The organism is Acidithiobacillus ferridurans (genome assembly GCF_003966655.1).
GTDB lineage: Bacteria > Pseudomonadota > Gammaproteobacteria > Acidithiobacillales > Acidithiobacillaceae > Acidithiobacillus > Acidithiobacillus ferridurans.
The window spans coordinates 990,303-1,011,098 of the sequence record NZ_AP018795.1 but is presented as its reverse complement, the minus strand read 5'-3'; the positions used below and the strand labels follow the sequence as shown (position 1 = coordinate 1,011,098).

The 20,796-nt window shown below is 59.7% G+C and carries 19 protein-coding genes; 14 read left to right on the top strand and 5 right to left on the bottom strand.

From position 1 onward, the window contains the following. Positions 1 to 105: 105 nt before the first annotated feature. The 14 genes from AFERRID_RS05065 (at position 106) to AFERRID_RS05000 (ending at position 14,021) form a co-directional block, all read left to right on the top strand. Positions 106 to 453 carry a hypothetical protein gene (locus AFERRID_RS05065; protein WP_113526398.1) on the top strand — a complete coding sequence of 116 codons (348 nt, stop codon included), beginning with the start codon at positions 106 to 108 and terminating at the stop codon, positions 451 to 453. A gap of 64 nt (positions 454 to 517) precedes the next feature. Continuing rightward, positions 518 to 796 (top strand): hypothetical protein, encoded by a 279-nt coding sequence (locus AFERRID_RS05060; RefSeq protein WP_126604512.1) that lies wholly within the window; start codon positions 518 to 520, stop codon positions 794 to 796. 334 nt (positions 797 to 1,130) lie between these two features. Continuing rightward, on the top strand, positions 1,131 to 2,114 hold the full coding sequence (gene pdhA / locus AFERRID_RS05055; RefSeq protein ID WP_113526400.1) for a pyruvate dehydrogenase (acetyl-transferring) E1 component subunit alpha: 984 nt from the start codon (positions 1,131 to 1,133) through the stop codon (positions 2,112 to 2,114). Continuing rightward, a complete protein-coding gene (locus AFERRID_RS05050; RefSeq protein ID WP_126604511.1) occupies positions 2,107 to 3,087 on the top strand; it encodes an alpha-ketoacid dehydrogenase subunit beta in 981 nt (326 codons plus the stop codon). Before pdhA ends, AFERRID_RS05050 begins: the two co-directional genes overlap by 8 nt. Before the next feature lie 56 nt (positions 3,088 to 3,143). Continuing rightward, positions 3,144 to 6,095, top strand: a complete 2,952-nt coding sequence (locus tag AFERRID_RS05045) for an FAD-dependent oxidoreductase (RefSeq protein ID WP_126604510.1) — start codon at positions 3,144 to 3,146, stop codon at positions 6,093 to 6,095. Between the two features lie 132 nt (positions 6,096 to 6,227). After that, positions 6,228 to 6,599 carry an iron-sulfur cluster insertion protein ErpA gene (erpA, locus tag AFERRID_RS05040; protein ID WP_041647534.1) on the top strand — a complete coding sequence of 124 codons (372 nt, stop codon included), beginning with the start codon at positions 6,228 to 6,230 and terminating at the stop codon, positions 6,597 to 6,599. Between the two features lie 194 nt (positions 6,600 to 6,793). Continuing rightward, positions 6,794 to 7,954 carry a citrate synthase gene (locus tag AFERRID_RS05035; protein WP_113526403.1) on the top strand — a complete coding sequence of 387 codons (1,161 nt, stop codon included), beginning with the start codon at positions 6,794 to 6,796 and terminating at the stop codon, positions 7,952 to 7,954. A gap of 8 nt (positions 7,955 to 7,962) precedes the next feature. Further along, on the top strand, positions 7,963 to 9,273 hold the full coding sequence (gene gshA, locus AFERRID_RS05030) for a glutamate--cysteine ligase (protein WP_113526404.1): 1,311 nt from the start codon (positions 7,963 to 7,965) through the stop codon (positions 9,271 to 9,273). After that, positions 9,270 to 10,208, top strand: coding sequence for a glutathione synthase (gene gshB, locus AFERRID_RS05025; protein WP_126604509.1), 939 nt, complete (start codon positions 9,270 to 9,272; stop codon positions 10,206 to 10,208). Before gshA ends, gshB begins: the two co-directional genes overlap by 4 nt. Before the next feature lie 69 nt (positions 10,209 to 10,277). After that, positions 10,278 to 10,835, top strand: coding sequence for a YqgE/AlgH family protein (locus tag AFERRID_RS05020; protein WP_113526406.1), 558 nt, complete (start codon positions 10,278 to 10,280; stop codon positions 10,833 to 10,835). A gap of 72 nt (positions 10,836 to 10,907) precedes the next feature. Then, positions 10,908 to 11,258, top strand: a complete 351-nt coding sequence (ruvX, locus tag AFERRID_RS05015) for a Holliday junction resolvase RuvX (RefSeq protein WP_331251187.1) — start codon at positions 10,908 to 10,910, stop codon at positions 11,256 to 11,258. Further along, positions 11,255 to 11,761 carry a bifunctional pyr operon transcriptional regulator/uracil phosphoribosyltransferase PyrR gene (gene pyrR / locus AFERRID_RS05010; RefSeq protein WP_113526408.1) on the top strand — a complete coding sequence of 169 codons (507 nt, stop codon included), beginning with the start codon at positions 11,255 to 11,257 and terminating at the stop codon, positions 11,759 to 11,761. Before ruvX ends, pyrR begins: the two co-directional genes overlap by 4 nt. Beyond that, on the top strand, positions 11,758 to 12,741 hold the full coding sequence (locus tag AFERRID_RS05005; protein WP_113526409.1) for an aspartate carbamoyltransferase catalytic subunit: 984 nt from the start codon (positions 11,758 to 11,760) through the stop codon (positions 12,739 to 12,741). The genes pyrR and AFERRID_RS05005 overlap by 4 nt, the downstream gene beginning before the upstream one ends. A gap of 5 nt (positions 12,742 to 12,746) precedes the next feature. Next, positions 12,747 to 14,021: a dihydroorotase gene (locus AFERRID_RS05000; protein WP_126604508.1), complete on the top strand. Its 1,275-nt coding sequence runs from the start codon at positions 12,747 to 12,749 to the stop codon at positions 14,019 to 14,021. Here AFERRID_RS05000 and AFERRID_RS04995 read toward each other — a convergent pair. The 5 genes from AFERRID_RS04995 to AFERRID_RS04975 all read right to left on the bottom strand — a co-directional run bounded on the left by AFERRID_RS04995 (position 13,903) and on the right by AFERRID_RS04975 (position 20,783). Beyond that, positions 13,903 to 16,647 carry a bifunctional diguanylate cyclase/phosphodiesterase gene (locus AFERRID_RS04995; RefSeq protein ID WP_225981863.1) on the bottom strand — a complete coding sequence of 915 codons (2,745 nt, stop codon included), beginning with the start codon at positions 16,645 to 16,647 and terminating at the stop codon, positions 13,903 to 13,905. The genes AFERRID_RS05000 and AFERRID_RS04995 overlap by 119 nt on opposite strands. Then, a complete protein-coding gene (locus AFERRID_RS04990; protein ID WP_126604507.1) occupies positions 16,614 to 16,895 on the bottom strand; it encodes an HU family DNA-binding protein in 282 nt (93 codons plus the stop codon). The genes AFERRID_RS04995 and AFERRID_RS04990 overlap by 34 nt, the downstream gene beginning before the upstream one ends. 202 nt (positions 16,896 to 17,097) lie before the next feature. Beyond that, positions 17,098 to 19,416 carry a nitric oxide reductase activation protein NorD gene (locus AFERRID_RS04985; protein WP_126604506.1) on the bottom strand — a complete coding sequence of 773 codons (2,319 nt, stop codon included), beginning with the start codon at positions 19,414 to 19,416 and terminating at the stop codon, positions 17,098 to 17,100. A gap of 51 nt (positions 19,417 to 19,467) precedes the next feature. Continuing rightward, a complete protein-coding gene (locus AFERRID_RS04980; RefSeq protein WP_113527449.1) occupies positions 19,468 to 20,271 on the bottom strand; it encodes a CbbQ/NirQ/NorQ/GpvN family protein in 804 nt (267 codons plus the stop codon). A gap of 155 nt (positions 20,272 to 20,426) precedes the next feature. Further along, a complete protein-coding gene (locus AFERRID_RS04975) occupies positions 20,427 to 20,783 on the bottom strand; it encodes a ribulose bisphosphate carboxylase small subunit (RefSeq protein WP_113527450.1) in 357 nt (118 codons plus the stop codon). Positions 20,784 to 20,796: the final 13 nt, after the last annotated feature.

Genomic DNA, 20,796 nt, shown 5'->3' with positions numbered 1-20,796 from the left:
CGCTCTGTTATCAGTATCGGTAGATGTTCGGACAAAGTCGTGGTACACGATGATCTGCCGATGTTGGAGCCGGGCGAATCATTACCTGACACAAGGAGTTTGATTATGATCAAGTCGTCAGCTTATGGCGTCCGCCATTTGGTACTTGTCGCCACCCTGGCGCTGCTGTGCGGTTTGACCAGCACCGCGGTTCGGGCAGACGATGACATGTCCCTCGGGCTCGCTATTCCGGGGTTGAGCGTATTTCTTGGCAACGGTCTGGGTTACTACGCCCCGCCCCCACCGGTTTATTACGCCCCGCCTCCTCGCCCCATTTACTATGCGCCCCCACCACCCCCTGGCTATTATGTGGCACCTATGCGTGCCCGGATTTATGAGCGCCGTCGCTGGGAGCATCGCGGACCTCCGCCTTGGGCCGGGCGCTGGCGGCACGATGATGACTGGCATCATTGAATGAAGTGACGAATGTCCGGTCTATCGAATTGATGGTAAGTACGGAAAACACAGGAGCAGGACAATGATATCAGGAAACTTCGTAAGCGCTGTTGCAGACCGGCGGCGCTGGTTGTCTCCTCTCGTGCTGGCTTTTTGCGTTGTGGCGCTCGGCGGCTGTGCCAATATGAGCCCTACTGGTCAGCGTGCCCTGAGCGGCGGCGCCATTGGCGCGGCCGGTGGAGCGGTTCTGGGTACTGTCGCTGCAGGCAATCCCGCTGTAGGGGCTGCGGTCGGCGGTGCGGTTGGTGCCGGTATAGGCGCGGCACTCCCCAATATCGAGCGCACTCTGAACGGCAACTGAAGACAACACCCGCTACGCTGACTCCCACACGTCAGGATGGTGGTTTCTTCTTTATCTGATGTCGTAGCCTAACCCGCCGAATTATAAGGCGGGTTTTGTGCCTCCTGAGTTATGCAAAGGGTTTTCACAGCAGCGCAAATCTGCCTCGGTGCCCGTCTTGTTTGCTGCCCCCCCTGTGCTGGCAAGTCGGGGCTTATAGGCGGGCGCTCAGTTCGCTCGCTCTTGACGCTTTGCCGCAGCCTGGGCCATCATTCCCAAGACTTTGCTTTCACTCATTCACCTGAGGCCTGTGTCCCTAGTGACACAGGTCCAATGTTTTTTGTCTAGGAGGACCATGGACGCCACGGACCAGAAGCGCCTGTTGCGTGAAATGCTGTTTGCCCGCCGTTTCGAGGAACGCTGCGCGGAGGCCTACCACGAACGCCAGATCGGCGGTTTTTTGCACCTTTATCCTGGTGAGGAAGCCTGTGCCATCGGTGTGCTGGAGAAGGCCCGCACCGGTTCGGACTACGTGGTGACTGGTTATCGCGATCATATCCACGCCCTGAAGTCAGGTATGGATCCCAAGGTGCTGATGGCGGAGCTCTTCGGCAAAGAGACAGGCTGTTCCAAGGGCCGTGGTGGTTCCATGCACCTCTTTGATCCCGATGTGCACTTCATGGGCGGCTACGCGCTGGTCGGCGGCCCCTTCCCGCTGGCGGCCGGTTTCGCCAAGGCGATCCAGTTGCGCGGTAGTGACGAAATCTCGATCTGTTTTTTGGGCGACGGCGCCAACAATCAGGGCACTTTCCACGAAACCATGAACATGGCGAGCCTGTGGAATCTGCCGGTGCTCTTTATCTGCGAAAACAACCTGTATGGTATCGGCACTGCCATTGAACGTTCGACGGTGGAGATCAACCAGTACAAGCGGGTGGCACCTTACAGAATCGAGGCGGCGCAGTGCGACGGCCAGGATATCGATGTGGTCATGGACCACGCCGAAAAGGCGGTGCAGTACGTGCGGGAAAAGCGTAAACCCTACTTCCTGGAGTTGATGACCTATCGTCTGCGGGGCCATTCCATGTCCGACTCGGGCGCCTACCGTTCCAAGGAAGAGGTGGAGGAATGGGCGCAGCGCGATCCCATCGGCATCTACAAGCACCGTCTGCTGGAAGCCGGGGTGGTCAGCGAGGACGAGTTCCACGCCATGGACAAGGCCATACTGGACGAAATCGAAAATGAAATCGTGCGCTTTGCCGCCGAGAGCCCGGAGCCGCGTCTGGAAGATATCGCCCGTTACGTATACACAGAAAAGGAGGCAGGCAGCCATGGCTGAAATGATGTATTGGCAGGGTATCCTGCGCGCCCACGATGAAGAGATGGCGCGGGACCCCCTGGTTTTTGCCATGGGTGAGGATATCGGCGTCGCCGGCGGTACCTACAAGGCGACCAGCGGCCTCTTCGCCAAGTACGGCGAGCAGCGGGTAATCGATACCCCCATTTCCGAAAACAGCTACACCGGTATCGGGGTGGGCGCCGCCATGATCGGGGCCCGTCCCATCGTCGAAATCATGAGCGTTAATTTCGCCTGGTTGGCGATGGATCAGCTCATGAACAACGCCGCGAAAATCCATTACATGTCCGGTGGTCGTATCCGTTGTCCCTTCGTGATGCGGGTACCGGGCGGCACTGCGCACCAATTGGGTGCCCAGCACTCGGCGCGCATGGAGAAAGTGTTCATGGGTATTTCCGGCCTGCGGGTGGTGACCCCGGCAACGCCGCGCGACGCCTACGGACTGCTGAAAAGCGCCGTGCGCTGTGATGATCCGGTAGTGATCATTGAGCACGAGAGTATGTATAACCTCAAGGGCGAGATCCCGGACGAAGAATTTTTTACGCCGCTGGAAGGCGTCGAAGTGATGCGGCCGGGTAAGGACGTCAGTATTTTTGCCTATAACATCAGCGTTCATTGGGCGTTGGATGCGGCGCAGAAGTTGGCTCAGGACTACGGCATCGACGCCGAAGTGGTGGATTTGCGGGCGCTCAAACCCATGGATCGGGCCGGTATCGCGGCCAGCGTGCGCAAGACCCATCGCGCCGTCGTTGTCGAAGAAGACGAGGCGCCGGTGGGCGTGGGTTCCGAGGTGATGGCGATCCTCAACGAGGAATGCTTTTTTGATCTCGATGCGGCGCCGGTACGGGTGCATGCGCTGGATGTGCCTATTCCGTATAATCGCCACCTGGAAAAGGCGGCTATCCCCAATGCCGGAGAAGTGGTCGCCGCTGTGCGGAAGATGCTGGGCCGGTAAGATTCCGGCAATCCGTCCCCCTCCTTACCCTCGGTTTGACTCAACAATGGTGAAATATGGCTGAACCTTACGTCATCAAAATGCCGCAACTTTCCGACACCATGACGGAAGGTGTCCTGGTATCCTGGGAGAAGCCCGCGGGCGCGCGGGTAGAGCGTGGCGACGTGGTGGCGACGGTGGAAACGGACAAGGCCATCATGGATGTCGAGGTGTTTCGTTCCGGTTACTTGGCGGGACCCCTGGCCGAGGCCAACAGCGTCATTCCGGTGGGCGGGACTATCGGCTATATCACCGATAGCGCGGTGGAAACGGCGGCAGCGCCTGTTCCTGCAGCGCCTGCGGTCGTGCCGACGGGGCCTGCATCCGCTACGCCACCCGCCTCTGAAGGCTATGCGGTGAAGATGCCGCAACTCTCCGACACCATGACCGAAGGTGTCCTGGTATCCTGGGAGAAGCCTGCGGGCGCGCGGGTAGAGCGTGGCGACGTGGTGGCGACGGTGGAAACGGACAAGGCCATCATGGACGTGGAAGTGTTCCGTGAGGGGTACCTGTCGGGGCCTTTGGCGGTGGTGGATGCGGTGGTGCCCGTAGGGGAGGCCATCGCCTGGCTAGTGGAGTCGCCGGAGCAGGTAAGCCACGAAAACGCTGTCCATGACGGAGGGCGGCGCCAGCCCGATGCTACATCGGCGCCGGTAGCGACTCCCGTGCCTGCCGCCGCCATGTCTGGCCCAGTACCTGGTGCATATCCGGCGCCGCGTCCGCGGCAGGGGACCGCCAGTCCCTTTGCCCGGCAGTTGGCGGGCCAGCGGGGTGTGGATATCAACGGGCTGCGCGGTACGGGGCCTGCGGGCGTGATTGTCGCCGCAGATGTTCTCGGTGCTGCTGGTGGCCGTGCCGCCCCGGTCGCGTCGGACGGTACTGCCGAGCCCGCGGTGCCAGGTAACGGCCGCGCCATGACGGCCATCGAAAGAGCGATCAGCCAAGCGATGGCCGCATCCCTGAGTATCCCGGTTTTTCATGTCACCGTGCAGGTCAGGCCCGAGGCGCTGATCCGCGCCGCCAAGGCACACAAGCTTTCCGTCACGGTGGCGATTGCCAAGGCCGCTTCGCAGGCGTTGCACAGACACCCCCTGGTGAACGCCGCTTATCAGCCTGTGGATAAGATTGTCGAACGCAGTCAGCATGATATCGGCATTGCCGCGACTACGGAAGACGGTGGTCTGGTTGTGCCTGTCCTGCGCGGTGTCGAAGGCAAGAAGCCGGAACAGTTGCAGACGGAGTGGACCTCATTGCTGGAGAAGGCGCGCAAACGTCGTCTCAGTCCGCCTGAATATACCAACCCTACCTTTACTATCTCGAACATGGGGATGTACGGCATTGCCCAGTTCGATGCCATCGTCACCCCGGGGACGGCGGCCATCATTGCTATCGCCGGGAATGGACCCGAAGGCATGCCCATCACCATCACGGCAGATCACCGGGTGGTCAACGGCGCCGAGGCGGCGCTGTTCCTCAATGACTTGAAACAGGCCATTGAGCACCCAGAGAACTGGCTGGGTAGTGGCGGCCAGGTGATTCCAGAAGGGGATTACGACGTGCAAGTGCTGGTCATCGGCGCAGGCCCCGGCGGCGAAGACTGCGCCCGCGAGCTCGCAGAGAACGGCATCAGGGTGGCCATGGTCAACGATGCGCCCCTGCCGGGCGGCGAATGTCTGTGGCGGGGCTGTATTCCCTCCAAGGCCTGGCGCGCTGCTGCGGATCGCATCCGCGACCGCGAGCACGACGCGGCAATGGGCATTGCCCTGGGCACGCCCAGACTGGATTGGGCACAACTGGAACAGCATCGGCGCGGTATTCTCCAGACCCGCGGAGAAATGGCCCTGAAAACCGATCAGGGTGTGAAAATTCAGGTTCTGGAAGGCTATGCCCGTTTTACCGGTGACCACAGCGTCGAGATCAGCGGCAAGGATGCGCGGACATTGACCTTCGGAGCCTGTGTCATTGCTACGGGCGCACCCGCCTTTGTGCCGCCGATTCCCGGCATTCAGGACGCGTTGAAGAGTGGCGCGGCGGTGACTTCCGACACAGTCTGGAACCTGAAACAACCGCCCGCGCGCCTCTGCGTCATCGGCGCCGGTGCCATCGGTATGGAAATGGCGCAGATGTTCCACGACTTCGGCGCTGAGGTGCGGGTACTGGAAGCCCTGCCACGGCCGGTGGCCGAGATGGAGAAGGAAGTCGCCGAACAGTTGATGAAGGCCATCGCCCATAACAGCCCGCGTTTGCAGGTGCTGACCGGGGTCAAAGTGATGGATGTCGCGGGGCAACCCGGCCAGTTGGCGGTGCGTTACCAGTCAGGCGACGAGGTGGCGAATTATGCCTGTGATCTGCTGCTGGTAGCGACGGGTAAGCGCCCGGATACCAGCGGGCTGAATCTGGCCGCGGTCGGTGTGGCTTTGGGCGATCGCGCCGTCATCGCCGTCGATGCCTCCGGGCGCACCAATGTGCCCCATATCTATGCGGTCGGTGATGTCATCGGCGGTTACATGTTGGCCCACACCGCCGGTCAGCAGGGACGGGTGGCGGCTGCCAGCTTGCTTGGCCACAGCGCCCGTTATGAAGCGGCTAAAGACTGCGGGGTGACCTTCACCCGGCCGCAGTGCGCGTTTGTCGGCCTTTCCCTGGAGCAGGCCAAGGCGGGAGGGATCGACGCCGTCGAAGTCAAAGTGCCCCTGAGCATCGATGCCAAGGCCATGATGACCGGCGAGACCGACGGACTGATCAAGATCGTCGCCGACAAGATCAGCCACCGTATCGTCGGTGTGCATTTCCTCGCCGATCATGCGGATACCCTGGTGGGCGAGGCCGTGATGATGGTCAGCGCCGGTTTGACCCTGGAGCAGGTGGCTGGCGCCATCCATCCCCATCCGACTCAGACCGAACTGTTCGGCGAAATGGCACGACGTCTGCTATCCCGCCTGCGGCGCAGTGCCCGGGCGGCGAGCTGATGGTCCTTGCCATTCCAGCACGACGCGAGTCTCCAGTTGGGTGCTGTCGTGGCTTGACGCCTGCGCGCAAAAGCGAGCAAAATACTCGGGTATCCACTGGATGAAGCGCTGCGGCGCATGGAGCGATGAATAATGAGCACAGCAACGGAAACGATGACGGATTTGGATTCCATCCCCCCAGTCATGACCTTGACACAAAATGCAGCGGACAAAATCGCGTCACTCATTGAAGAGGAAGGTTCTGACGATCTGAAGTTGCGCGTCTTTGTGACGGGGGGCGGTTGTTCCGGTTTTCAGTATGGCTTCACTTTCGATGAGAATATGAATGAAGGCGATACGGAAGTGCATCAGCTGGGTGTGAGTCTGCTGATTGATCCTATGAGTTACCAGTACTTGGTTGGCGCGGAGATTGACTACAGCGAGGGATTGGAAGGTGCGCAATTCGTCATCAAAAATCCCAACGCAACGACCACCTGCGGTTGCGGATCTTCCTTTTCGGCCTGATCGCCGGTTGGTGCGGAAGTGCCCCAAGGGGAGGCTGACGGCCTCCCTTTTCTTTTACGGGCAGGTTATGATGATCCGGCGGCTTGTCGTCCGAAAACCTTCGTGCAGGATGCTGCCCGTGAGCCGTGCCCCGACTGGCGGCGACCGCCGCAGGTCCGGGCAGTCAAGTATCAGAATGATAAAAGGAGTTCTGTATGGCGGAACCGAACTTTGCGCCCGGTCTGGAGGGTGTGGCTGCAACCCAGTCCAGCATTTCCAACATCGATGGCGCTGCCGGCCTGCTGAGTTACCGTGGTTTTGCCATTGCGGATCTTGCCGCGTACAGCAGCTTCGAGGAGGTGGCGTTCTTGCTGCTGGATGGTGTCCTGCCCAGCGCTGCAGATCTGAAACGCTTCGACCACGGTCTGCGTGCGCACCGCCAAGTTAAATATAATGTCCGGGAAATCATGAAGTTCATGCCCGTGACCGGACACCCCATGGATATGCTGCACTGTGCCGTGGCCAGTCTGGGCATGTTCTACCCGCAGCAGGAGCTTTCCGACGCCGAACGCGGAAATACGCTCCATTTGGATGCCATGGCGATGCGGATTATTGCGCGCATGCCCACCATTGTCGCGATGTGGGAGCAGATGCGTTTTGGCAATGATCCTATTTCACCTCGCCCCGATCTCAGCCATGCAGCCAACTTTCTGTATATGCTGTCGGGTCGCGAACCTGATCCGACCTATACCAAAATCCTCGACTCCTGCCTGATTCTGCATGCCGAGCACACCATCAATGCCAGTACCTTCTCGGTACTGGTGACCGGATCCACCCTGACCAATCCTTACCATGTCATCGGGGGGGCGATCGGAACCCTGGCTGGCCCGTTGCATGGTGGTGCTAATCAGAAGGTGGTGGAAATGCTGGAAGAAATCAGTTCCGTCCGGCAGGTGGGTGCCTATCTCGACAGGAAGATGGCCAACAAGGAGAAAATCTGGGGTTTCGGGCATCGCATCTACAAAACCCGCGATCCGCGTGCAGTGATTCTCAAGGAGATGATGGAGGATATGGCCAGTCATGGAAATCTGCGTCATAGCGGCCTCTTTGAAATTGCCATTGAAGTGGAACGCCAGGCTACGGAGCGGCTCGGTCCCAAGGGGATTCACGCAAATGTGGATTTCTACTCGGGCGTGCTGTATCACGAGATGGGCATCAAAGCGGACCTTTTTACGCCTATTTTTGCCATGGCTCGCTCTGCGGGCTGGCTGGCCCATTGGCGGGAGCAACTGGCGGATAACCGGATCTTCCGGCCTACGCAGGTCTATACAGGGGAACAGAATCGACGCTATGTTCCTGTGGCGCAACGTATTTAGGAAAACACATGACGGAAGTAATACGGGATATTCCTTTCCTGGCCACGGATCGGGTGGAGGCTCTGCTGGATATCGAGCGCCATCTGATCGCCGAGCAATCCACGATCGAACGCTGGTTTCGGGGACAATGGCAGCGGACGCCGCCGCCTTTCTATGCCTCTGTGGACCTGCGCAATGCCGGTTTCAAGTTGGCGCCCGTGGATACCAATCTGTTTTCGGCGGGCTTTAATAACCTCAATCCGGAGTTTTCGGCGCTCTATGTTTCGGCTATTCAGCATTATCTGAACCAGTACTATCCAGGTCTGGAGCGGGTGCTGCTGGTTCCCGAAAATCACACGCGTAACCTCTTTTATCTGGAGAGCGTGGCACGGTTGCGTGAGTTGTTGGAACTCGCCGGATTGGACGTGCGGGTGGGTTCCCTGATTGTGGAAGATCGTACGGTCTATGATCTGCCTTCAGGTGGCCAGTTGCTGCTGGAACCATTGTGTCGCGACGGCGGGCGCCTGTCGACGACGGGTTTTGATGCACAAGTGATTTTACTGAATAATGATTTATCTGGTGGTGTGCCGGAAATATTGGTAGGCCTGGAGCAACCTATTCTGCCTCCTCTCGCGGCAGGTTGGCGTAACCGACGTAAATCTCAGCACTTCACCCATTACCGTGCTGTGGCGCAGGAACTGGCGGAAGTGATCGGCATCGATCCCTGGCTGATTGACCCCGTTTTTCGGCGTTGTCAGGGCATTGACTTCATGCGCTCCGAAGGCCGCGAGTGCCTGGTTGCGAACGTGGATGCCGTACTGGAGATTACTCGCGAGCGTTATGCCCACTATGGTATTCATCAGCGTCCTTTTGTGATCGTCAAAGCGGATGCGGGTACTTACGGTATGGGCATTATGACCGCCTATTCGGGTGACGAATTCCTTGACCTCAACCGTAAGGAGCGCACCCGGATGGCGAAGAGTAAAGAGGGGCTGCCAGTCAGTGATGTCTTTATTCAGGAGGGTGTATATACCTTCGAACAGACCGCGCAGGAGGCAGTCGCAGAGCCGGTGGTCTATATGATCGGCCAGCAGGTGCTGGGAGGGTTTTACCGGGTACATACGGAGCGTGGACGGGATGAGAATCTCAACGCTCCGGGGGCGCATTTTGAGCCTATGTCCTTTGGCCAGACCTGTGTGCTCCCTTGCCGGAAATCACCACCGGATGCGCCGGTCAATCGTTACTATGCCTATGGCGTCATCGCGCGCCTCACCCTGGTGGCGGCGGCCCGGGAAATGGCGGACTGGCGGCGGCAAGGTACACCGGAGACAGGCCAGTGAGTGCGCTCAAGGCCGCTATCCTTATGGATCCCATTACCGGGATCAAACCGGCCAAAGATACGACGTTCGCCATGCTGCTGGCGGCGCAGGCGCGTGGGCATCAATGCCGGGTGTTTGGTCTGCCGGACCTGTTTTTTCGGGAAGGGCGTTCCTGGGGACGGCTCCGTACCATCGTTGTACGTGATGATGTGGAAGATTATTTTACGCTGGGTGAGACAGAAGAACGCCCTCTCGACGAGATGGATGTGGTCCTCATGCGTAAGGACCCGCCTGTAGGCCTGGAATATCTCACCGCCTGCTATCTGCTGGAGCACGCCGGAACCTGGGTGGTCAACGATCCGGTCAGTCTGCGCAATGCCAATGAAAAGCTCTATGCCCTGCATTTCCCGGAATTTCTGCCGCCCTTGCTGGTCAGCCGTGATCTCGGGGATTTGCGGGCCTTTCTCGCCGAACACGGCGAAATCGTCGTCAAACCGCTCTCGGCGCGTGGTGGCGAAGGGGTGTTCTATCTGCACCTGCAGGACCGCAATGTCGGCAGTATTCTGGAGACGGTGACGGGCTGGGGCCAGCATTATGTGATGGCGCAGCGCTACCTGCCCGCGATTCGCGAGGGCGATAAACGGATCCTCCTGGTGGATGGCGTCCCGGTGCCAGGCGCCCTGCTGCGGGTGCCTTCGGCGGCGGATTTCCGCGGTAATCTGGTGGCAGGTGCAACGGGGGTGGCAGCGAAGATCAATGACCGTGATCGAGACATCTGTGCGGCGATAGGCCCGGCCTTGCGCGCCGCAGGCCTGCTTTTTGTCGGGTTGGATGTGATCGGCGGGTATGTGACGGAGATCAATGTCACCAGCCCCACCGGGGCGCGGGAGATCAAGCGTTTTTTTGGGGTCGATGCCGCAGATCTGCTCTGGCAGCGTCTGGAGCGGGGGCGATAATGCGGCCCACCCGTGCCGGTGGTCACGGGTGCCTGCCGTTTTTGGTAGGAAAGACGTATCATAGGGCCTATGACCTTTTCTTCTCTCAAAAATCATCTGCTGATTGCCATGCCCGCGCTGCACGACGGCGTTTTCGACCGTACGGTAATCGTGGTCTGCGAACACAATGCCGAAGGCGCCATGGGCGTGGTTATCAACCGGCTGGTGGACATCAATATGTCCGATGCCCTGCGTGCAGTGGACATCCAGCCCTCTGAAGAAATGATCCATCGCCCGGTATACTGGGGCGGGCCGATCCAGCCGCAGCACGGATTTATTCTGCATTCGCCGCGGGGCGAATGGCTTTCCAGTCTGGAGGTCAACGACGATCTGGCGCTGACCAGTTCACCGGATATTCTGCAGGCCATCGCCCAGCACGAAGAGCCGCAGCGTTACCTCCTGGCCCTGGGTTATGCCGGCTGGGGCGCGCAGCAACTGGAAGCGGAGTTGCAGGATAACGCATGGTTACACGGCCCCCTCGACATGGCGGTGATTTTTGAACTGCCCGCTGGGGAGCGCTGGCAGGCTGCGGCGCGTTTGCTGGGGGTGGATATGCGTCTGCTCAGCGGTGCGGCGGGCCATGCCTGAGCGCAGTGGGCCGCTGCTCGGAATAGACTTCGGGGCGCGCCGGATCGGGATTGCGGTTCTGGGGAGTCGGGCCTGGCGCCGCAGGGGGTCGTTACCCTGCGCAATGGCGAGGGGGGGCCGGACTGGGAGGGCTTCGCCCGTATTCTCAAAGAATGGCAGCCCCGCGCCCTGGTTCTGGGTCTGCCCTTGCACATGGATGGCAGTGAGGGGTTCATGGTTGGCCGGGTGCGCAACTTTGCGGAAAGTTTGCAGCGCCGTTTCCCCCTACCCATCCATTGGGTGGATGAACGACTGAGCAGCCATGCCGCTGATCTGGTCCTGAAGGAGCGCGAGCTTTCCCACAAGAAGCGCGGTCGCCTGCTGGATCAGGCCGCAGCCTGCGAAATTTTGTGGACCTTTCATAATGCGGGAGGCGACGCATGACGACCGACTGGGATGTGGGCGCGCTGATGGAAGTTATGGCGCGTGATCTGCGCCCCCTCATCGATCCGGAGCAGGCGGCGATGATCGGTATTTTTACCGGCGGCGTCTGGCTGGCACGTGCCCTTCACGCCGCACTCGGTTTGCAGCAGCCACTGGGGCGGGTGGACATCTCTTTTTATCGCGATGACTTCAGCCAGATCGGCCTGCACCCGCAGGTGCGCGCCTCGGATATCCCCTTTGCTGTGGATGGCCGCGATATCATTCTGGTGGACGATGTCCTCTACACCGGACGCACCGTGCGCGCCGCCATGAATGAAATCTTCGACTATGGGCGTCCGGCCCGCATCCTTCTGGCAGTGCTGGTGGACCGCGGCGGGCATGAGTTGCCGGTGGCGGCCGATGTGGCGGCGCTGCGTCTGATCGCGACCGCGGGTGAACACATCAAGTTGCGCGGCCCCGATCCGTTGCGTCTGGAACTGGAGCAGCGGGAGCCGCAGCCATGAGCGCTACCCTGCGTTTTGGTGAGGGCAACCTGCAATACGATGCGCAGGGCCGCTTGCGGCATCTGCTCAGTACCGAAGGGCTTCGGGAGCGGGAATTACTGCAGATTCTCGATACGGCGGAATCCTTCCTCAGTATTGCGAACCGCAGCGTCAAAAAGACCCCCACCCTGCGCGGTCGCACCATCGCCAACCTTTTTTTTGAGAACAGCACCCGGACCCGCAGCACTTTTGAGCTGGCTGCCAAGCGCCTCTCGGCGGATGTGCTGAATATCGCTGTCAGCACCAGCAGCGCCAGCAAGGGCGAATCCCTCACCGATATGATTGATAATCTCATGGCCATGCAGGTGGATGGCTTCGTCATCCGCCACCCGGAGGCGGGTGCGGCTCATCTAGTGGCTCGTCATCTGGGTGATTCGGCGCTGGTGGTGAATGCCGGTGACGGTCAGCATGCGCATCCGACACAGGCTTTGCTGGACGTGTTCACGATCCGCCGTCTGGGAGGTCCGATCGAGGACCGGGTGGTGGCCATTGTCGGGGATGTGTTCCATTCGCGGGTGGCGCGTTCGCAGATACATGCCCTGTCCGTCCTCGGCTGCCCGGAAATTCGTGTCATCGGCCCGCGCACTCTGGTACCCGAAGAACTTTCGGCGCTGGGGGTGCATGTCTACCACGATCTGCAGGCCGGTTTGCGCGGAGTGGATGTGATTTGCGCCCTGCGCCTGCAGCGGGAGCGCATGGAGTCGCACCGGCTTCCCAGTCTGGATGAGTTTCACCGCCGGTTCGGACTGACGCCGGAGCGCTTGCAGTGGGCGGAACCCGGCGCGCTGGTGCTGCATCCGGGCCCCATGAACCGGGGGGTGGAAATTGCCTCGGAAGTGGCCGACGGGGCCCAGGCGGTGATTCTCCAACAGGTTGCCCATGGTCTGGCGGTGCGGATGGCGGTGCTCACCATCCTCGCCGGCGCGGCGGGCGGAGCGTGAGGACGATGCACAGAATCATCCGCAATATTCGGGTCATGGACCCCGGCGACGGATTTGATGCGGTCACCGATCTGGCCATTGCCGACGGCCGAATTGTCGCGCGGGGGCCGCTGCCTGCGGACTTCCAGGCCGAAGAAGCGTTGGATGGCACGGGCTTGATCGCCTGCCCCGGACTTGTCGAGACTTCTTTTCAGGGACACACGCCCGGTCATGGTCGGGATGGCGACTTGGCCAGCGAATTGCGTGCGGCGGTAGCGGGAGGCGTGACGCAGGTTCTACTGCGCCCGGATACCCTGCCTGTCGCTGATACGCCCGCCGTTTTGCAGGAGCAGCATGCGGTGGCAGAGCACCTGGCCTTGGCCAGGGTACATCTCGCTGGCGCCCTTACTACCCAGCTTCAGGGCGTGGCGCTGACGGAGATGGCGGGCCTGGTGGAATCGGGCGCCATCGTCTTCAGCCAGGCGAAAAAGCCTGTAGCCAGTGCGGCCTTGTTGCGGCTGGCGCTGAGTTACGCGGCGGATTTGGGCCGACCCGTTTTGCTCCATGGCGAAGAACCGGAACTGGCGGCTCATGGCGTGATGCACGAAGGCCGCCTGAGTATCCGCCTGGGCCTGATTGGACGCCCGGTGGCGGCGGAGCTGATCGGCGTCCAGCGTGATATCGCCATTGCGGCGCTCAGTGGCTGCCCCATCCATTTTCCGCATCTCAGTACTGCCGCGGCGGTTGCCGAAGTAGCTGCCGCCCGGCAACGGGGCGAGCCGGTGACCTGCGGGGTGAGTATCCACCACCTGCTGCTCACCGAACAGGACGTCGGGTTTTTCAACCTGCACGCCAAGATCCTGCCGCCTCTGCGCACTGCCGCAGATCGTGATGCCTTGCGCCACGCCCTGGCTGCGGGCGCGATAACCGCCATCAGTAGTGATCACTGCCCCTGGGGGGTGGACCGCGAAGGCAGGACCTTTATCCAGGCGCCCTTCGGCATCGCCGCGGTGGAATGGCTCCTGCCTCTGGCGCTGCGACTGGTAGATGAAGGAGTGGTCAACTTGATGACAATCCTGCGCCTGCTCAGTATCGGCCCGGCCCAGGCTCTTGATTTGACTCCGCCGTCCCTGGCGGTCGGTGCCACCGCCGACCTCTGCATTTTCGACCCGGAGTCCCGTTTTATGGTGGAGCCAACGCAGGGGTGGAGCCGGGGCCGGAATCTTCCGTATGGGCAATGGGAGTTGCGCGGGCAGGTGCGCTACACCCTGGTGGCAGGGCGGGTAATTTTTCGCAGTTGAGGGGGCTGGCGCCTCTCTTTGCTTTCTGGAAAGCTTCCAGCAAGCCATCCTCAAATGCTTTTTGCACCTGCCGAACTTGCTCCCAGCCTTCCGCGACCGGAGCCTTTAACAACGATGCGATAGCACCATGGACCTCCCGATGAAGCCCAAATAAGGGAGAGTCTTCAGTAAGACCCAGGCGCTGCATATGGTTATGCATGTCGCAACGGGCGGCATCCGCCAACTCGTTGCCATTGATCAGGCTCGGATTGCTGAGGATCATTTTTTTCAAGGTTCCCTGGTCGCAGATCTGTTTGGCATAAAGTCCGAACAAGCTGGTCGGATGCTGTCGATGATAGGACGGACGGCGGGTTAGAAAATCCCGTAACTGCGCCATAGGCATGGGCCTGGCGATACCATAGCCTTGCAGTAATTTGATATCCATGACCGAGACTGCATCTGCAATGTCCTCTGTTTCGACTCCCTCCACCACCAGATCCACTCCCAGGCCGATGGCCAAATCCCGAACGGAAGCAAGAAAATACAAATCCTGGGGCCGATCCTCCAGGGAGCGGATAAATCCCTGATCCAGCTTGATCTCATCAATGGGCAAGTCCTTGATGCGCAGCAGTGAGGAATACGCGCTGCCCACATCATCCAGAGCGAGACGAACGCCCAGTTCTTTGACGCCGTGCAGAACGGACAACGCGGCGTTATGCTCCAGGAAATTGCTGCCCTCCAGGATCTCCAGCGTGATCCGGGAAGGCGCGATGTCACTGGCCCCAATAACGCCTGCCATGCATGGAACGAAGTGGTCATCGAAGGACTCCGGAGCCACGTTCACGGACACCCAGAGCGAGCATCCCAAGGTATCCAGCTCGGCCAGATCTGCCAGCGCCTGGGTAAGCACCATCCTGCTGAGATAGGTGGTGTCCTCGGTATTGATCAAAGGCAGAAACTCCGCCGGATAGAGTATCCGCCCGTCCTTGTCCCACAGCCGGGCCAAAGCCTCCACACCCACGATCTTGTGGGAGCGATTGTCGAGTATGGGCTGGTAATGGACCAGCAACCCACCTTCCCGCAACTGGGTCTGGATGACGTTCTGCCGCACTGGCACCGATTCTCCGAAGAGGGTCCAGAAATGCACGCGATCCGCCTTGTGGTTTTTGCTCTCGTAAAGCGCTTGATCGGCATAGCGGAGCAGCGCATCAGGATTGTGGGAATCGCCGAAAGGATAGAGGCATATGCCGGCACTAAGATCGATCTCCGCCCTGCTTTTGTCGGGGAGTTCGATGGGTTGCCGGATCATTTCCCCGACCTTCCTCATGGCGACTTCGATCTCCTCCAGGGAGGTGCAGTTCTCCAGAAGCAGAACGAACTCGTCGCCACCCAGGCGGGCCAGGAAGTCCGTGCCGCGCAGCCCCTTCCGTAAACGCTGGCCGATGGTCCGCAACACCATATCCCCGGCTTCGTGGCCACAGGTGTCGTTGACTGGTTTGAAGCCGTCGAGATCGATCATGACGACGCTCAAAAGGTGTTCATGACGATCAGCGCGGGCCATGGCTTTGCTCAGTTCTGTATCCAGAGCGCGGCGATTGGGCAGGCCGGTGAGTGGGTCGGAAAGCGATAACTGCGTGACTTCATCCATCAGCCGATGGCGCTCCGTCACATCCACATGAGTCCAGAGGATACGTTGCACACCATCCGATCCGTCCAGCCGCTGCCCTGAAATATCCGTGAAAACCATTTCTCCATCCAGGCGGCGATAGGGCACATCCCTGCGTGTTGCGTAGCCTTCGCGGAGAACCTCCAGGGCAAACTGGCCAACCTGCTCACCGACTTCCTCATGGTGAATGATCCCCCATACGGGATGTCCGACCAGATCATCCGCGGAAGATGCACCGAGGATCGTCAGCATCCGCGTGTTGACTCGCTCGACGATCCGTTCCGGAAAACGCACGACGCTGATGCCGGATGCCTGATCGTTCAGCAGCACTTCGTTGAAGGCGTTTGATTCCCGCTCCTTTCGCCGGATATCCAAACGATCCAGGCCATAACTGACGTTTTTGGCCAGATCCGTCATTATTCTCCGGAGGTCGGCATCGAAGACGTTTTTCTTGCCGTGATAGACCATCAAGATGGCCCACAGTGTGTTGCCCCGATAAATAGGCAGCGATGCGCTTGCCCCGAACCCAAAGGTTTTGGCGCGTTGCGCCCAGAGGTTCATGCGGACATTTTTGGGGAAGGAAGCATTGTAAACCGGTTTTTGAGCGCGCCAGGATTGGCCTGCGGAGCCCTGTCCCTCGGGAAGTTCTGCAGATGTGGATATGCGGATACCTTCCAGGTAGCGCACCGCCCCGGCGGCGGCGAGGTTTTGGAAGATGCCATCACTATCGGGCCGGCCAATCCACGCCAGCCGCAGATGGGCGTGCCGGACGGCCAATTCGCAGAGGGATCGCAGCAGATCCGTTTCGTTTTCCGTATAGGCGATGACTTCATTGGCACCGGAAAGAAGCACGCTAAAATCGGTGACCCGCTGCAAGCGCCCAACACTATTCTGCAGAGTGGCCTGTGTTGCCGCCCTGCGGGAGGGGTGCCATGAAGAATACCCCTTCATTGAGGCTGAGGGATTTTTCTTTGCAGGCATCCGGCCGCCTTGAAATGGACACTACGCTTGGCGGATATCTGGATTCTTTCACCGGTAGCGGGATGGTGTCCGGGGCGGGCAGCCCGTTCCTTCAGGGAAAAGGTACCAAATCCCGGAAGGTTCAGGGACTCGCCATCGATCAGCGCCTGAGCCAGTGCGCTGACGACGCTGTCCACGGCCTCATGGGCGTCTTTCTTGCTGATACCATGTGTACCTGCTACAGCGGCCACAAATTCGGTTTTTGTCATGGTTTCCTCTATGGATTATGGCAAGGGCCGGGTCACTCTTAAAACCATGCGGGGATGGCAGGAAAAGGCAATCCCTGCGGCGAGGTCATCCGGTTTGCGGCCGATGATTTCGTTGGTAGGGATGTTATTTGGGCGGTGAGGGTACGTCAATGCCGGACGCCCCGCGCCAGGGCCATGATCGCCGTGGTAAAGGGTAGGCAGCTTATCGGGTCAGCCCAGCGTATAATATAGGCAGGCGCTCCGGCAGGCGTTCCACATGGTCGATGACCTGATAGTTCCGTGCCCCGAAAATCCGCGACACGTACTCATCGGCATGAGGATCCAGGCTGAGGCAATAGGTGATCACGCCATCTCTTCCCAGGTCTTCCACAGCCCGCCTGGCATCATGGCGCAAATACTGAGGATCCCGCACGTCGATGTCCGCCGGTTCACCATCGGTAATCACCAGGAGCAGTTTTCTGCTTTGCCGCTGGTGGCGCAGATGATGCCCCGCGTGTCTTAGTGCCGCACCCATGCGCGTCGAGAATTGGCCCGTCATGCCGGCAATGCGCCCCATGGCCTCCTTGCTGTAGGCCTCGTCAAAATCCTTGAAGCGATAATAAGCCACATCATGACGACCATCGGAATGGAAACCGTGAATCGCAAAGGGATCACCAATGCGGTTCATGGCATCGGCCAGCAGGGAGGTGGCGTCACGGGTGAGTTGCAGAATGCTGTCTTCCGAACCGCGAACCTTGTCGTTGGTCGACTCGGACAGATCCATCAATACCAGCACGCCCAGGTCGCGCACCTTGCGCAAGTTACGCATGTGGATACGGGTATCCGGCGCCAGACCCATGCGAATATCCACCAGTGCACGCACCGCCGCCTCCATATCGATTTCGTCGCCGTCCTCCTGCTTGCGCAAACGTTGCACACCCTGAGGCTGCAAGGCCTCTATCAGGTATCTGAGGCGGCTGGAGACCGGCTTGTATTTCTCAAGCACTTCCTGCACCACCCTGGCGTCGCCCAGACGTGGGCGACGCTCCAGTACCGTCGCCCAGTGCGGACGACTGGCCTGAATCTGGTAATCCCATTCCGGGTAATGAAAGGGATCGGAGACTGGCTCTTTGCCTTCCATCTGGTTATAGCTCAGTCCCATATCTTCATAGGGAAACAACTCTGATTGCAGTACCCAGACTTCCTGTGCATCATCCCCGGCCAGCTCGGTATCCACCTCATTGACCATTTCCATGACGTTTACGTACTTGCGCACCTGGGTACCGGGCAGGACGGTCGTTTCATGCTCCCAGTCGATTTCCTCAAACTCCCAGATGTAACGGTTGTCGTCGCGGTAGAGGATGTCGGGAATGTCGGTGCGAGCGTGGTAACTGACTCTCTGATTTCGAAGACGGTCCGCAAGGCGTACCCCCAGATCCCAGGAGAGTTGCGGGTCGTCCCAGCGGGCTTCGGCCTCCATGAATACCCTTCGGCCTTCCTGTACCCAGGCGTTGTCGTCCACATAGTCGGGATCGATGATGGCCCGTGCCAGACGGGAGAACAGATGTCCCATGCTGGCCACCGGCCCCGCCACCGCCGTATGAAAAGGCAGCCAGATGGCGCGGATGCCGGGAAAAGCCCGCATCGCCAGGGCTTCCACCCGGGCATCTTCAAACAGACCGATCACCGCCATCTGCTCGGGGTTAAGCGCCTCAGCCGAGATCGCCTTCTGCATGTAGGCCACATGCGCGGCGGCGTGAGCCGCCACGGCGCGATAGCGGGTCATCCCATCGACATCTTCCCAGTCGTCGTAGGCATCGGGAAGGTGGATGAAAATCCCTTCGATATAAGACCGATACCCTTCGCGATCTTCAAAGTCACCGCTGGTGGGGCGCAGGAAAAAATCCCGCCCCCAGAGCGCGCGTAGATACATCCGCAGACGTCGCTGAATATCCACAAATAACGTGCCCTTGCGCTCCTGTTGCAGCATGGCCAGGGCTTCCGGGCTTTTCAGGGAAAAGTAGGCAATTTGAGCTTCGAAATCCGTACGATGGGCGTGTGCGCCCCAGAGTGCCCAGCGGCGCAAGCCGCCCAGCGTCAAATAGCCGAAGAGCTGGTCGATATTTTCCAGCATGGGCCGCAGCGCGCGCGGCACTTGCGCGAGCAGGCGGTCCAGCATGCCGAGATAGCTTTTGAAGAGCTCCAGATCGGCCAGGCGGTTGGCGGCTGTCGGACTGGTGGACACCACCGCTTCCAGTACCGCACCGCTGGTTTTGGACGCCATTTTCATGACGGCACCCACCAGTTCCCAGACGGCATCCTCTCCCACTTCGCGGGCGATGTGGGGGGCCGCATCCAGATAACTGCTCACCAAGCCATCGCCCTTGCCTAGAGATCGCAATCCCATGGCGCCGTCCAGGTACTGATCCAGGCCTGACGGACTGAAGACTCGGGTGGCCTCCTGCCATTTGCTCTGCAGGACGGCCTGGCTTCCCTCGCCAAAAGCCTGCAGCAGTTCCGCGTATTCTTCGAGATGTTTCATACGTCCTCCGTGATCGCTAGATCCTCTGTACGGCAAGGCGAACGTGAGGACTCAGAAGTACGTGGTGACTGCGGCGTCCAGAGCATCACGCATATCGGGATCATCGGTGATTGGACGTACCAGGGTTACCCGGCAGGCGGCCTTCGCCTCAACACCCTTGTTGATCAAGGAACCTGCGTAGACCAGCATACGGGTGGAAATACCTTCATCCAGACCGTGGCCCTTCAGATTACGGGCGCGCTCGGCGATGGACACCAGCTTACCGGCGACTTCCTTGTTGACCCCGGTTTCGTGAGAGACAATTTCTGCCTCGATTTCGTGATCGGGGTAGTTGAAATCCAGGGCCCCGAAACGCTGCTTGGTGGACTGCTTCAGATCCTTCATGAGGCTCTGATAGCCTGGGTTGTAAGAAATCACCAACTGGAAATCGGGATGCGCTTGCACCAGTTCGCCCTTCTTCTCCAGGGGCAGTACCCGGCGGTTGTCGGTCAGCGGATGGATAACCACCGTGGTATCCTGACGGGCTTCCACCACCTCGTCCAGATAGCAGATGGCGCCCAGACGCGCGGCCAGGGTCAATGGGCCATCCTGCCAGCGGGTGCCCTGGGGGTCGAGCAGGAAACGTCCGACCAGGTCAGAGGCCGTCATGTCTTCATTGCAAGCTACCGTAATCAACGGTTTGCCCAGTTTGTAGGCCATATACTCTACGAAACGGGTCTTGCCACAGCCGGTGGGACCTTTGAGCATCATCGGCATGCGTACGCTGTAAGCGGCTTCGTAAAGTTCTGTTTCATCACCGGTGGCACGGTAGTAAGGCGCTTTCTTGATGCGGTATTCAGTCAACTGGTCGTTCATGGAATGCTGCTCCTCGGGAAAACGTTCCTGGACAGGGAAACACGGCACTTGACGGGAACATTTCGGGCGAAAACGGCCCTGCACAACATCAGAAATGCTCTCGACAAGCGCCGCACCGGCTCAGCGCAAAAAGGCTGGGCGGTACGGCACGGGACTTATACGGTCTTGCCCCGATAGACTACCAGGGAAGTACCCTGGGACTGCTTGAAGTTATCATAGCCGACGATACGGACGTGGTTATGGGGATTCGCCTTATGGCAGGCTTCCGCTTCTTTCAGGATGGTGTCCACGTCGGTTTCGCCGAACATGGGCAACTTCCACATATACCAGTAGTTGCCGAAGGCGTTTTCCGGTTCGGTATGTTCTACCGCCGGATTCCAGCCCTTGGAAACAATGTACGCAACCTGTTGACGGATCTGCTCCGCGGTCAGGGCGGGCAGGTAAGACAGTGTCTCGAACTTCCGGCTCGCGGGATCGGAGAGCCGGGATTGGTAATCCTGTACTTCACTCATAAAAGACTCCTGG